This is a genomic window from Candidatus Phycosocius bacilliformis, from assembly GCF_003112735.1.
In the GTDB taxonomy this organism is placed as follows: Bacteria; Pseudomonadota; Alphaproteobacteria; order Caulobacterales; family Aquidulcibacteraceae; genus Aquidulcibacter; species Aquidulcibacter bacilliformis.
Genome location: NZ_BFBR01000001.1, coordinates 351,080 through 364,360 on the forward strand (window position 1 = coordinate 351,080; position 13,281 = coordinate 364,360).

At 57.9% G+C, this 13,281-nt stretch carries 12 protein-coding genes; 6 read left to right on the top strand and 6 right to left on the bottom strand.

Annotated features, from left to right (window positions below):
• Positions 1 to 121: 121 nt before the first annotated feature.
• Positions 122 to 727, top strand: coding sequence for an RdgB/HAM1 family non-canonical purine NTP pyrophosphatase (gene rdgB, locus PbB2_RS01760; RefSeq protein WP_108983558.1), 606 nt, complete (start codon positions 122 to 124; stop codon positions 725 to 727).
• Positions 724 to 1,863, top strand: a complete 1,140-nt coding sequence (gene hemW, locus PbB2_RS01765; RefSeq protein ID WP_108983559.1) for a radical SAM family heme chaperone HemW — start codon at positions 724 to 726, stop codon at positions 1,861 to 1,863. The genes rdgB and hemW overlap by 4 nt, the downstream gene beginning before the upstream one ends.
• Before the next feature lie 4 nt (positions 1,864 to 1,867).
• Here hemW and PbB2_RS01770 read toward each other — a convergent pair whose 3' ends face one another.
• The 3 genes from PbB2_RS01770 to PbB2_RS15980 all read right to left on the bottom strand — a co-directional run bounded on the left by PbB2_RS01770 (position 1,868) and on the right by PbB2_RS15980 (position 3,844).
• On the bottom strand, positions 1,868 to 2,392 hold the full coding sequence (locus PbB2_RS01770) for a GNAT family N-acetyltransferase (protein WP_320410524.1): 525 nt from the start codon (positions 2,390 to 2,392) through the stop codon (positions 1,868 to 1,870).
• Positions 2,393 to 2,415: 23 nt separating this feature from the next.
• Positions 2,416 to 3,378 (bottom strand): malate dehydrogenase, encoded by a 963-nt coding sequence (gene mdh / locus PbB2_RS01775; RefSeq protein ID WP_108983561.1) that lies wholly within the window; start codon positions 3,376 to 3,378, stop codon positions 2,416 to 2,418.
• Between the two features lie 196 nt (positions 3,379 to 3,574).
• Entirely contained in the window at positions 3,575 to 3,844 is a 270-nt protein-coding gene (locus tag PbB2_RS15980) for a hypothetical protein (protein ID WP_192576108.1), read from the bottom strand.
• Between the two features lie 40 nt (positions 3,845 to 3,884).
• On the opposite strand from PbB2_RS15980, the gene PbB2_RS01780 reads away from it, so the two are divergent.
• Positions 3,885 to 4,742: a flagellin N-terminal helical domain-containing protein gene (locus PbB2_RS01780; protein ID WP_108983562.1), complete on the top strand. Its 858-nt coding sequence runs from the start codon at positions 3,885 to 3,887 to the stop codon at positions 4,740 to 4,742.
• 185 nt (positions 4,743 to 4,927) lie between these two features.
• Entirely contained in the window at positions 4,928 to 5,788 is an 861-nt protein-coding gene (locus tag PbB2_RS01785) for a flagellin N-terminal helical domain-containing protein (RefSeq protein ID WP_108983563.1), read from the top strand.
• 27 nt (positions 5,789 to 5,815) lie between these two features.
• On the opposite strand, the gene PbB2_RS01790 is transcribed toward PbB2_RS01785, so the two are convergent.
• Positions 5,816 to 8,194, bottom strand: coding sequence for an ATP-dependent helicase (locus tag PbB2_RS01790; RefSeq protein ID WP_108983564.1), 2,379 nt, complete (start codon positions 8,192 to 8,194; stop codon positions 5,816 to 5,818).
• Positions 8,195 to 8,339: 145 nt separating this feature from the next.
• Between PbB2_RS01790 and PbB2_RS01795 the strand changes: the two genes are divergently transcribed.
• Both PbB2_RS01795 and PbB2_RS01800 read left to right on the top strand, forming a co-directional pair.
• Complete coding sequence (locus PbB2_RS01795; protein WP_145959864.1) at positions 8,340 to 10,277, top strand: hypothetical protein; 1,938 nt, start codon at positions 8,340 to 8,342, stop codon at positions 10,275 to 10,277.
• A complete protein-coding gene (locus PbB2_RS01800; RefSeq protein WP_272949218.1) occupies positions 10,259 to 11,203 on the top strand; it encodes a site-specific tyrosine recombinase XerD in 945 nt (314 codons plus the stop codon). Before PbB2_RS01795 ends, PbB2_RS01800 begins: the two co-directional genes overlap by 19 nt.
• A gap of 28 nt (positions 11,204 to 11,231) precedes the next feature.
• Here the strand turns inward: PbB2_RS01800 and PbB2_RS01805 are convergent, their stop codons facing one another.
• Complete coding sequence (locus PbB2_RS01805) at positions 11,232 to 11,651, bottom strand: flagellar export protein FliJ (RefSeq protein WP_108983566.1); 420 nt, start codon at positions 11,649 to 11,651, stop codon at positions 11,232 to 11,234.
• Between the two features lie 149 nt (positions 11,652 to 11,800).
• Positions 11,801 to 13,129, bottom strand: coding sequence for a flagellar protein export ATPase FliI (fliI, locus tag PbB2_RS01810; RefSeq protein WP_420887447.1), 1,329 nt, complete (start codon positions 13,127 to 13,129; stop codon positions 11,801 to 11,803).
• Between the last annotated feature and the right edge of the window lie 152 nt (positions 13,130 to 13,281).

The following is a 13,281-nucleotide window of genomic DNA, read 5'->3' on the forward strand; positions in this document are numbered from 1 at the left end:
ATTCACTCCTTAACTTTGGGGACGATCCTGCCTCAGGGACCTTATCGAAAGCATTTTCAGGTCAAAACGAGGTATCCACATCGCGCTCTATCAAAGCTTCTAATATCGTGAAAGACAAACCATGTTAAATTCTAGCAAGCCTTTTGAAAAACTCGTGATCGCCAGTCACAATAAAGGCAAACTGAAAGAGATTGCAGCACTGGTAACGCCCTTCGGGATAGACGTGATCAGTGCTGGGGACCTTGGTGTCGCCGAGCCAGAGGAAACCGAAGACAGCTTTATCGGCAATGCCTTGTTGAAGGCGCGCGCATCGTGTCAGGCAACGGGCCTTCCTGCCCTAGCCGATGATTCGGGCTTGGAAGTGATGGCACTCGACCGCGCGCCAGGCATTTATTCGGCACGCTGGGCCGGGCCGGAGCGCGACTTTTATGCTGCCATGGGCGAAATTGAGCGGCAGATGCAAGCCAAGGGTGCAACAGACCGAACTGCCCGATTCGTGTGCGCGCTGGCGTTAGTCTATCCCGATGGCCGCGAAGCCGTCTTTGAGGGCGAAGTGCGCGGGCAGATCGTGGCGGAGCCTCGCGGTAGCCACGGCTTTGGCTATGACCCGATTTTTGTCGCCGACGGGCAAAGCCTGACCTTTGGGGAGTTGGACCCGGCGATCAAGCACGCCATGAGTCACCGGGCAGATGCCTTTGCCAAATTCGTTTCTGCCATCCTATCATGACCCATCGACAACTGGGTCTATACATACATTGGCCCTATTGCGCGGCGATTTGCCCCTATTGTGACTTCAATGTCTATCGCGCGCGCGGTGCCGACACCGCTCCTTTGGTGGATGCGATTTTGGCTGATTTGGCCTATTGGCGGGCCCAGACCGGACCACGACCCTTGGCGAGCCTGTTTTTTGGCGGGGGGACGCCGAGCTTGATGGACCCAGCCGATGTGGCACGTGTGATCGAGACGGCAGATCGTCTGTGGGACCTTGAAGCCTCAGTCGAAATCAGCTTGGAGGCCAATCCCACCGATGCAGAAGCAGCCCGCTTTGCCGATCTGCGGGCTGCCGGGGTTGAGCGGCTGTCCCTCGGCGTACAAGCTTTGGATGACCCGAGTTTAAAGGCCCTTGGCCGCTTCCACAGCGCTGCAGAGGCGATGGCCGCTGCCGATCTTGCACGTCAATTGTTTCCGCGACTCTCGATTGACCTGATTTATGCACGGCAAGACCAAACCTTGGCTGCTTGGCAGGATGAGTTAATGCGTGCCCTGGCACTCAACCCTGATCATGTCTCGCCCTATCAATTGACCATTGAACCCGGAACGGCCTTTGCCCGTGCAGCGGCGCGTGGGCGTCTTAAGGTCCCGGATCCGGATTTGGCGGCGGATTTTTACACCTTGACCCAGGATGTGTTGGAAGGTGTCGGATTTGATGCCTATGAAGTGTCAAACCATGCCCGCGGGCACGATAATCGCTCTCGCCATAATCTGCTCTATTGGCGGTCTCAGGACTGGATCGGGGTTGGCCCCGGCGCGCATGGGCGCTTGGGTTGGGGGGGAGAGCGGCGGGCGAGCAAGGCACTCGATCGCCCGCGGGATTATGTGGATCAAGTCACAGCGCGCGGCCATGCCATCGACGAGCTCGAGACCTTGAGTCCCGAGGCTGTGCGGGACGAGTTTTGGCTCATGGGATTACGCCTGCAAGACGGCCTGCCCTTGGCCGATGCCCCACGTCCTGCCTTGTCAGACAACAAGATTAGGCGAAACCTTGAACACGGATGGATGTGGCAATCAGACACGCATCTTGGCCTCACCGCCCAAGGCCGCCTCCTCGCGGATGCGGTGATCGGGGATTTGTTGGCCGACTAAGCCCTCACCGCTTAGAGGGGCGGGCACGCCAGTCTTGCGCGCTCTGACCCCATTTATTGACCTGATAAACATCCATGGGTGCGGGCAATTGAGTGGGTCCCAGATTGGTGGAGCCCAGCCGGGCAGCTAGCGCCTCAGAGGGCTTATTGGCCGGATTGATGACATGGATGACATCTGTCCAACCCAAGGTGTCAAACACCCAGTCAATCGCGGCAGTGGCGGCCTCGATCCCATAGCCCTTGCCTGTTGCGGCTGGTGCCAAGCCCCAGCCAACTTCAGTCCCCGGCCAGCCATGGGGCATCCAAGGACCAATCCGGCCAACCCATGTACCGGTTTCGCGCTCCAGCACAGAGAACATGGAGAAGCCGTTCAGCACCCAAGCGCCGGTTATCGTGGCCCATTGTCGCCACGCCATGGTTTGCGTCAGCGCACCGCCGATAAATTTGACATGATCGGCTTCGCGCATCATGGCCGCGAATGCGGGAAAGTCATCCTGCGTCGGGGGACGCAGGATCAATCTTTCTGTCACCAGCGTGGGGCCAATCATGGAGATCAGGCCAGTGAGGGTTCGATGTCCTTACAGGCAGCGATCAAGCCGTTCACTGCAGCAACGGACTTTGCCCACATTTCCTTCTCTCCCGCATCCATCGGGAACTCAATAATGCTTTCGATGCCACCTGCCCCGATCACGGCAGGCACGCCAACATACATGTCTTGAATGCCATATTGGCCGGTGAGGTGGCAGGCGCAGGCCAAAACCCGCTTTTTGTCCTTCAGATAGGAAGCAGCCATCGCAATCGCGCTCTCCGCAGGCGCATAATAGGCCGAACCAGTCTTCAAGAGAGCGACGATCTCGCCGCCGCCACCGCGTGTGCGCTTCACGATGGCATCAAGCTCGTCCTGGGTGATCTTGCCTTGCTCCACCAAGACCGGCAGCGGCAGGCCACCAACGGTCGAGTAACGCACCATCGGCACCATATCATCACCATGGCCGCCCAAGGTCCACGCATGAATGTCTTCAACCGCGACTTTAAAGTGCTCTGCGAGGAACCAACGGAAGCGCGCACTATCAAGAACGCCGGCCATGCCGCAGACCATGTGGTGTGGAAGGCCTGAGAATTCCCGCAACGCCCAGACCATGGCGTCAAGCGGGTTGGTGATGCAGATGACAAAGGCGTTTGGGGCATAGGTCTTGATACCTTCCCCTACAGCCTTCATGACTTTCAAGTTAATGCCGATGAGGTCATCGCGGCTCATGCCCGGCTTGCGGGGCACCCCAGCGGTGACGATGCAAACATCAGCGCCCGCAATCGCGGCATAATCATTGGCACCCTTGATGTCGATGTCAGAGCCAAACACAGGACTGGCTTCATCGATGTCGAGCGCTTTGCCCTGCGGGATACCCTCGGCAATATCGAACAGGATAATGTCACCCAATTCTTCACGGGCTGCGATATGGGCCAATGTGCCCCCGATCATGCCAGCACCGATGAGTGCAATTTTCTTACGAGCCATCTCTGTATCCCCTCGGACTTGATGCCGCACCCTGAGCCCTTCGGACCTGCACGGCCATTCTTGAACCGGGCTTGGGCGGAATTGCGCCAGAACCAATCAGTTCAAGATTTTGAATTTCAACAGTTTTCCATGATCAATGCGAATCCGCCTGACCTGAAGATGGTCTAGCGCGGCTTGGCAGTCATCGCAACGCATGTCAGCGGAGGATTGTGCGATTGATCGTCGCGGCTTGTCCGCTGCCGAGCGGCGATGTTTGAGCGGTTCGAGCCCTCGGCCGCACGGCAAATCCGGACGGCAATTTTTGCCTGTCTGCACTCACCACTCGGCAGTGTTTACCATGTTTCGACGGCATTAACTTTGCCGCGAAGCTAAAGATACCGATAAAATTCAATGCATTGAAACCAATCGCCGCGTGGCACGGCACTTGCGGGAAAGCGCGCAGAGTTTGCGGACTGACCTCCAACATGTCGGAGGTTCCGCCTGAATGGCTGGAAGGACTTTAGAAGATGGCAAATAGTGTCCACACGAATACGGGGGCGATGGTCGCGCTTCAGAACTTGAACGCAACCACGCGCGAACTGAGTGTTACCCAAAGCCGGATCAATACCGGACTGAAAGTCGCAAAAGCCCAAGACAATGGGGCAATCTACAATATCGCTCAGCAGCAACGGTCAGAAAACTCTGCCTATAACGCCGTTGCCGACGGCCTGAACCGCGCCAAGTCGATTGCCGATGTCGCCCTAGCGGCCGGTGAAGCCTTGTCCGACATTTTCACCCAGATGCGCGAGAAAGCTGTTGCCGCATCTGATCCTTCAATTTCCGCCACCAGCCGTGCTGCCTATGACAGCGAATTTAAGGCTTTGCGCGATCAGGTTCCATCGATCATCGCAAATGCTGTTTTTGACGGCGCTAACATTCTGGGCGGCGGGACCTCGTTGACTTTCCAGGCCAATACGACCGGCAGTCAAACCATCACAGTCCCCACCCTCGATCTTCAGTTGGGCACTGGGGCCGGTACGACACCAGCTTCGCCGCCTGCAGACGTCTATTTGGGCGCCGCATCCGATTTGTCGACTGCCACTTTGGCGGCAACCTCACGCGATCAGGTGGTTGCGTCACTGACCTACATTAACTCCGAACTGGCCCGATTGGGTGCGGCGGCAAAGCGGGTCGAGAACCACGCCATCTTCGTCTCCAAACTGCAGGATGCCATCACCGGCGGTATCGGCAATTTGGTTGATGCGGATCTCGCCAGCGAAAGCGCCAAATTGCAGTCGCTGCAAGTTAAACAACAATTGGGAACACAGGCTCTGTCGATCGCCAACCAAACACCGCAGTCCATCCTGTCGCTGTTCCGAAACTAAAGGACCAAGACCCGGCACAGACAATTAGGTGAACATCCAATTTCTTGGATTTACCAAATGTTCACCATGTTTTTGCCAAAACTTCTGTAACTTACCGAAGGTGATTTGAATTCTTGGCGAAGCGCCCCACAAAGCGACAAGCCCATATGATGATCACCGCGTGATTAGACAAGAAAGAGCGAGCCATGTCAGGTAGCGTGCATACGAATATGGGGGCAATGACCGCCCTGCAGAACCTGAACAAAACCAATCGCGAAATGGATGGCATCCAAAATCGGATCAACACCGGTTTGAAGGTCGCCCAAGCCAAGGATAATGGCGCGATCTACAATATCGCCCAGCAACAAAGGTCGGAAATGTCGGCCTATGATGCGGTTCGCAACAGCCTCAATCGCGCTAAATCAATTGCCGATGTGGCTCTGGCTGCCGGGGAGCAGATTTCAGACATCTTTTCCCAGATGCGCGAAAAAGCCGTGGCAGCCTCTGACGCGTCGGCGAGTGCTACCTCTCGGGCAGCCTATAATGCCGAATTCATCGCACTGCGCGACCAAGTCGCCTCGGTGATCGCCAATGCGGTCTTTGACGGCGGCAATGCACTCAATGGGGCCGCAGCCAATTTCACATTCTTGGCTAATTCAACGGGCTCGCTGACGGTAACCCTGCCTATTCTCGACCTGCGCCTCACCACGGGAGCAGGGACCACCCCAGCCTCACCAGCCGCAGACATTTATCTGGGCGATACCGATGTGCTGGACACAGCCGCCAATGCCGCCACCGTCCGCGACCGGATCGTGGCGTCGCTGGAGTATGTCAACTCCGAATTGGCCCGCCTGGGCGCATCTGCCAAGCGGATTGAAAACCACGAAATCTTTGTTTCCAAGCTGCAAGACAGCATCAAGGGCGGGATCGGCAATCTGGTGGACGCAGACCTTGCTGTGGAATCGGCCCGTTTGCAGGCAGCTCAGGTCAAGCAACAGCTGGGCACACAAGCCCTGTCGATTGCCAACCAAGCCCCGCAAAGCATCTTGAGCCTCTTCCGGCAATAAGGCGGCGTGACCGTCCCGCCAGACTCCTCAGGCGGGACGCACGAAACTATCGAGGACTTTTTTCTCGCCTGATTTCTCGAACGCGATGGTTAGCTTCGAGCCTTCAACGTGGCGCACGGCACCATAGCCAAACTTGTCGTGGAAAATCCGCTGGCCCAGCTGGTATTTGGCATCGCCGGCCCCGGTACGCGCCAAGAGCTTTGCCTCACCATCAATGACTGGCCCGCCAAAGCCGCGCACAGTTCCAGAAGCGACTTTGCCTAAGGCCGCGGCTGCTTGGGCTCGCTTCCACCCCGGGCTCTCATAGCCCGTGCCGAAACCATTGCCGGGCTGGGTAGAAAGCGGTCCGTAAGCCGCAAACCGCTCTGCAGCTCCCCCTGTGCCCTGATTGAAATAGCCGGTGTCGGACACGGCATCGACATGACCGTCAGGCAATTCGTCAACAAAGCGGCTGGGAAGCACACTGGTCCAGCGCCCATAAATCTGCCGATTGGCGGCAAAGCTGATGCGCGCACTTTCCCGCGCCCGAGTGATGCCGACATAGGCGAGGCGGCGTTCTTCTTCCAGCGCCTTATCACCCTTGTCGTCGAGTGCGCGCCGCGAAGGAAATACCTCCTCCTCCCAACCCGGCAAAAAGACGAGCGGCCATTCAAGGCCTTTAGCCGCGTGCAGGGTTAGAATCTGAACGCTGTCGCCTTCTTCAGCCCGATCGAGATCCATCACCAACTCAATATGTTCCAGATAGGCGGCCAGCGTGTCAAACTGGCCCATCGACCGGACTAATTCCTTCAAATTGTCGAGCTTAGAGGCCGCTTGCGGGTTCTTGTCCGCCTTCAGCATGTCGGTATAGCCGCTTTCTTCCAGGATCAATTCGGCCAGTTCTGTGTGGGGAAGTTCCAACGCCTTTTGACGCCAATGGTCTAATTGACGGATGAAGCGGGCCAGCCCGGTGCGGGCGGCACCTTTAAGTTCATCACTTCCCATTAATTGTTGGGACATGGTGTGAAGCGACACCCCAGCCAGACGGGCCGCAGCGCCGATGCGCTGGACACTGGTGTCACCAATGCCACGCTTTGGAACATTGACGATGCGCTCAAAGGCCAGATCATCATCGGGTGAGCGGATGAGACGCAGATAAGCATGGGCGTCACGGATTTCTGCGCGTTCGAAGAAGCGTGGTCCGCCGATCACTTTGTAGGGGATTTGCAACATTAAAAAGCGTTCTTCAAAGGCCCGCATCTGCCATGACGCGCGCACCAGAACCGCACTTTCATCATAGCGTCGACCCAGCCGCCGCCATTGTTCGATATCATCGGCAATCAGGCGGGCCTCGGCTTCCCCATCCCACACGCCGCGGACCAGCACCCGATCACCCTCGGACATATCGGTCCACAATGTTTTGCCCAGCCGGTTCTGATTGGCGGCGATCAAATGGCTTGCCGCAGCCAAAATGTGCGGGGTTGATCGGTAATTGCGCTCCAGTCGGACGATTTTGGCTCCTGGAAAGTCATGTTCAAAGCGAAGGATATTGTCGACTTCGGCCCCACGCCAGCCATAGATGGACTGGTCATCATCCCCGACCACGCACAGGTTGCGCCGTTTGCGAGCCAAAAGGCGCAGCCACAAATACTGAGCCACATTTGTGTCCTGATACTCGTCAACGAGAATATATTTGAAGCGGTCGTGATACTCCGCCAACAAATCTGGCTCCTTCAAGAACAGGCTGATTGTTTCAAGCAGGAGATCACCAAAATCGACACAATTCAGGATTTTGAGCCGCGCCTGATAGGTCGCATAGAGTTTGGCTCCTTTGCCATTGGCAAATAGGAAGGATTCCTCAGCCGGGACCTTCTCCGGCGTCAGGGCACGATTCTTCCAGCCATCAATCAGGCTGGCTAAAAAGCGCGGGGTCCATCGCTTTTGGTCAATATTCTCAGCCTCGATCACCTGCTTGAGCAATCGGATCTGATCATCAGTATCAAGCACGGTGAAGCTGGGTTTCAGCCCGACCAATTCAGCATGTCGGCGCAAGATCATCGCGCTGGTGGAGTGAAACGTCCCAAGCCAGCGCAATCCCTCGGACGCAGGACCAATCAGACTTTGAATACGATCGCGCATTTCGCGCGCCGCTTTGTTGGTAAAGGTGACCGACAATATTTCCCAAGGCTTTGCGCGTCCGGTGGCCAGAAGCTGGGCGAGACGGGCTGTCAACACGCGCGTTTTGCCGGTTCCAGCCCCAGATAACACCAAAACCGGCCCATCTAAGGCTTCCACCGCCTCGCGCTGTTCAGGATTGAGCCCTGCCATCCAGGGAGAAGCCGCTTCACCTCTATTGCCGGGCGCACGCGCCATTGCACGCTCAGAAATCGACAAGGACTTGGGCTCAGAAAACGGCTCGCTGGACATGCATGTGATTCGCTAAGATAAGAACGATCTGCGAACATAGGGACAAAGCTACGGTTTGTCGCGGGGGTCGCGCAATCTGGTGGCACAAGAGAAAATGCGCATGGATCGCAGTGCTCAAGGCCTCGGATTTGCCGTAAATTGGGTTATGACACGTCTTATGATACGCAAGCTCATTCTCTGTAGCACTCTGATCTGGTCGCTTGGCGCGACATCGCTTCTGGCCCAGTCCAGCGCGAAGATTGAAGCCTCGACCTTGCAGGATGTCGGTCCCTGGGGGGCGGCGGCTCTACCCGAAGGCTTGGACAGGCTCGACTCCGACCTCTGGATCGGTGCTGATCCGGGTACTTTGGCGATTGTATTTGAGAGAATTCAAGCCGATCAACGCTTCCCGGTTTTGCAGCGCCTTGTTCGTCAGGCCATTTTTTCGGGCGGCGCTGCCCCTACCGGCGACCAGGATTTAGCGCGCGGACGTTTCCGCGCTGCCAGCAAGCTGGGTCCGGCTGAGGCAACAGCTCGGCTTTTTGACTCTGTGCCGCGTTTGAACCGCGATCCCGCCCTGACATTTTTGGCGATGGATGCTGCATTTCGCGCCGGTAGAACCGAAGAGGCCTGCTCATGGCTCTCCACACCGGGGCTTGAAGCAACTCCTGAAAGTCAGAGCGGTACATTATGGCTGGAATCGCGCGCTGTTTGTTATGCGCTAAACAATGAGGGTGCGGCCGCCAATCTGTCGGTTGATCTCGCCCGCACCAAAGGCCTAACGGACACATGGCTTGGTCGGGCGGTCGCAGCCAGTTCTGGCCCGGTTTCCAGCCCACCCCCTTTGCGGGCAGACAGCGGTCGGGCGCTTGCTTTATCGATCAAAGCCGGCCTCAAGATCCCGCGCACGACTGTTTCATCAGGGGATCCGGCCAGCCTTTCAGCCATCCTGAATTGGCCAGATATCCGGACCAGCGTGACGGAGGAAGATCTAACGGCTCTTATGCGGCGGGCGGCCCAGACAGGTGTTGCCACACCTGCCCAAGAAGCCCGATTGCGGGGGCCGGTGCTGCATGTGGTTACACCCGAGGCGGTCACTGCCCCTGTTGCGCCAACACAGGAGGCCGGCTCAAGCTTAGCTCCCGAACCACCACCACCGCCCTTGGCGTTTAGCTGGGCCAGCCGGATCAGCCAAAGCCCGAACGCCCAAGCCCGCGCCTTGGAAGCCCGTTTGCTGGTGCCAGATCTGAAGGCCCATCTGGCTACGGCACCCGAGCAAATTCCTGACGAAACACTTCCGGCTTTGATCGAGGCGGCCTTATGGGTCGGTGATGCGCCTTTGGCCCAAGCACTTCGCGACCGCTCGACCCGGCCAATGAGCCCACGCCAACGCCTAATCTTGGCATTGCTTGATCCAGTGGCCGATGACAGGCCCGTCCAACGCCACATCGAGACTGCGACAAATCCTGCCGCACAACGCCAAGCCGTTCGTGATGCTTTGATTGCCTGGTCCGCTGGCCTACCGCCACAAGGGGGATTATCTGCCCTGCTGCAACCTGGTCTGCCAGATGTGAAAGGCGGGCAAGCGGGGGTTCGCACAGCTCTGAGTTTTGCTGCGGCGCGCGGGGCAAAAGGTGAGGTGATCTTGCTCGCCGGACTTGCGCTGCAGGGCCAGGAGCCGGCCAGTGCGGATGCTGAAACTGTTGCGATTGCTGTAAGTGCCCTGCGCCAGGTTGGCCTGCGGGATGGGGCTGTCGCACTCGCACGTGAATATTTGCTGGCCCTTGATATGGTTGTGCCGACAAAGCCAAGTGCGACAGGAGCGGCCAATCCCGCGCCCACTGGGCCGGCAGTTGCTGCCCCGCCCAGCAATCGCGCAAGTCCTCCCCCAAATACGGGACCGTCATCAAGTGGGGCGGCCGCCCCGGCGGCACCAAGGCCAAAGGCTGCTCCTGCCAATCCACCACAACCCAAGGCCGCGCCGGCTTCTAGGCCACCCGCCAGCCAACCCAAAGCAAAAGTGCCCCCCAGAGGCCAATCTCAAGCACCTAGCCGCCCCCCTGCCCGCACACAGGCTAAGCCGAATTGGACGCCGCCAAATTGAACAATCAGATTGATGCTTTTCTTGAAATGATCGGGGTGGAGCGTGGCGCAGCCCGCAATACTCTGGATGCCTATCGGCGGGACTTGATTGATTTCGACTGTTTCATCGCGCCGCGACAAGCCAGTTTAATGGCCGTAGAGCCCAAAGACATCGCGGCTTTCGCTGAGGACTTGAACAATCGCGGCCTCAGCCCAACGACAGTGGCAAGACGCAGGGCCGCCTTGCGTCAGTTTTTCCAATTTGCCGTCAGCCAGGGTTGGTGCTCAGACGATCCGACACGACTTTGGGACGGACCAAAGCGGGGACGGGCTTTGCCCAAAACTGTCGATGCCAGTGATATCGACGCCTTGCTTGCTGCAGCGGACCGCTTGGCAGGCTGGAAAGCAGTGCGTGCACGCTGCCTGATCGAGCTGGTTTACGGCTGCGGCTTACGGGTGAGTGAATTGGTGGGCTTGCCGATACGGACGGTGGGACGGTTGGATGTGGCAGCTTTGCGCGTCAAAGGGAAAGGCGGCAAGGAGCGGCTGGTTCCATTGGGTTCGCATGCGCGCGACGCATTGCGCCTGTGGCTAGACCAACGGCCCAAAAGCTTGCCGGACGGCCCTGTCCGAGCCGATGCGCAAAAATTCTTGTTTCCAGCCAAAGGCAAGGCGGGCCATTTAGGGCGGCGGGAGTTTGGGCGGCTATTGGATGGTTTGGCAGCCGACGCCGGGCTGGACCCCAAAAAACTGAGCCCACACGTCTTACGCCATGCCTTTGCCACCCATTTGGTGGAAGGGGGTGCGGACTTGCGATCGGTCCAAGTCATGCTGGGTCACGCCGATATTGCGACAACGCAAATCTATACACATGTTGCCGATGCCCGCCTGACCGAACTGGTCGAGCGCGCGCATCCCTTGGCGCAGCGAACCCGGAAAAATTCGTGATAAATTGGCTGTTTGGCGGAGGCCGCGTTTAATAGGAGCGACGTTTGGCGGCCCGCATCATGGCGGCTTCGTCCATCTGGGCTTGTTCACGCTTGGCACGTGAGGCCGACAGACGACCCATTCGCCGTTCTTCGAGCATTTCGTACTTTTTCTGCTCTTCGAAGGCAGCCTGCAAGTCACCACGAAGGGCGTCCAATTGCTCTTCAACGCCTTGAAGTGAGGCATCCAGATTGGCCCGCTGGGCGGCCAGCACCTGAGAATAGGCGACCCAATGCCCCATCATGCCTGGATCGGCTTCGGCACGGGCGCGCTCGCGCTTTTCAGCGACCACAAGGTCAGCCTTTTTGCGTTCAATATCTTCTTTGGTCCGCTCAGCCGCGCCGATCAGCGCCTGAACGCTGTCGACCTTATGCCTGGCCAGTTTGATGAGCGTGGCGCCCGTTTTCATACCGCTTTTCCCTACGTTTCAGTTTCCTATACACGTCGGGAGTTAAGAAATCGCTGTTTTGATGTCTCGCATTTTCCCGCGAGTAGCTTTTTTAGTCTTTTCCAATTGAAAGACTCCGAAACATCCAGCTTATGGTCACGATTTTTGGCTTAGCCTTCAATCGCCAAGATATCCGCGAGGCGTTGGAAAGTCTCATCAAAGCCACTTCGCTCATGCTTGCCTTGTGACAGAAAAATCTCCAGCGGCTCCGCCAGCGTAATCGCCCGATCTGTAACTGGATCGGCGCCACGCCGATATGCCCCCAGTCGAATCAATTCTTCCATATCCGAATAGGCGGCAAGGGCCCGCTTGGCCTCGCGCACAAGGTGCTGCTCTTCAAGGCTATGGCACTCCGGCATGAGGCGCGAGACGGATTTAAGGATGTTGAGGGCGGGGAATCGACCTCGCTCGGCAATCGCGCGCTCCAACACCAAGTGACCATCCAAAATGCCGCGCACTGCATCGGCAACCGGCTCATCATGGTCGCCACCGTCAACCAATACTGTGAATAAGCCGGTGATTGAACCAATCTGATCCTGGCCAGTCGGTGCACCTGGTCCTGCGCGCTCCAGCAGTTTTGGCAGTTCAGCGAAGACCGTGGGAGTATAGCCCTTGGTTGTTGGCGGTTCTCCAGTGGCAAGCCCAATCTCACGCTGTGCCATCGCAAAGCGGGTCACACTGTCGAGCAGGCACAAAACCTGCAAACCTTGGTCTCGGAAATGCTCAGCCACGGCCAAGGTCGTATAAGCGGCCTGACGGCGCTTGAGACTACTCTCATCTGATGTTGCCACCACAACCACCGACCGGCGCAAGCCTTCGGGGCCCAACGTGTCCTCGAGAAACTCGCGGACCTCGCGGCCACGCTCGCCAATCAAACCGATGACGACCACATCGGCTTGCGCACCCTTGGCCAGTTGCGACAACAAGACAGACTTGCCAACACCAGAGCCGGCGAAAATACCCATGCGTTGACCTTGGCAAAGCGCGCAAAAGGCATCGATGGCTCGAATCCCCGTCTCCATGCGTCCACCCACACGGATGCGCGTATGGGCGGGGGGTGGCACGCCGCGCACCAACCGGGGGTGGGAGCCATTGGCAACTGGCGGTCCCCCATCAACCGGCTGGCCAAAAGCGTCAATGACGCGTCCTAACCATGCCGAGGACGGGGCGATCATCGGCGAGGATCCTTCGAAGGTCAGACTAGCCCCGGCGCGCAGGCCCTCCACATTCTCAAACGGCATTAACAGCGCCCGACCATCACGATAGCCGACAATTTCGAGCCGTGTCGGTCCGCCAGCCGTTTCCACCACCGCGCGCGCGCCCAAAGCAAGGGCCTGCGGCGGCCCGCTTGCTTCGACCATTAAACCGCGAACGGCAAGGATACGTCCCTCATAGCGTGTGTGATCAAGTCGACCCAAGGTCTCAGCCAAATCCGCCAAACGGACGCCGCCACTTGCCCTGAGATGTCCGTTTGGACGCATCCTGCCGCCCTGCTCCTACCTGCACCATTCGTCTTCTTCATATCAAATGTGAAGAAAGCGGTGAATATGGTTGATAAATGCACCTTTGAACTGCGTCGCGTTAACCTGTC

Bases quoted from the DNA above. Each gene is read 5' to 3' on its own strand.
- PbB2_RS01805 (WP_108983566.1), bottom strand. From the start codon at position 11,651: ATGAAAACGGGCGCCACGCTCATCAAACTGGCCAGGCATAAGGTCGAC.
- mdh (WP_108983561.1), bottom strand. From the start codon at position 3,378: ATGGCTCGTAAGAAAATTGCACTCATCGGTGCTGGCATGATCGGGGGC.
- hemW (WP_108983559.1), top strand. From the start codon at position 724: ATGACCCATCGACAACTGGGTCTATACATACATTGGCCCTATTGCGCG.
- PbB2_RS01795 (WP_145959864.1), top strand. From the start codon at position 8,340: ATGACACGTCTTATGATACGCAAGCTCATTCTCTGTAGCACTCTGATC.
- rdgB (WP_108983558.1), top strand. From the start codon at position 122: ATGTTAAATTCTAGCAAGCCTTTTGAAAAACTCGTGATCGCCAGTCAC.
- PbB2_RS01780 (WP_108983562.1), top strand. From the start codon at position 3,885: ATGGCAAATAGTGTCCACACGAATACGGGGGCGATGGTCGCGCTTCAG.
- PbB2_RS01785 (WP_108983563.1), top strand. From the start codon at position 4,928: ATGTCAGGTAGCGTGCATACGAATATGGGGGCAATGACCGCCCTGCAG.
- PbB2_RS15980 (WP_192576108.1), bottom strand. From the start codon at position 3,844: ATGTTGGAGGTCAGTCCGCAAACTCTGCGCGCTTTCCCGCAAGTGCCG.
- PbB2_RS01790 (WP_108983564.1), bottom strand. From the start codon at position 8,194: ATGTCCAGCGAGCCGTTTTCTGAGCCCAAGTCCTTGTCGATTTCTGAG.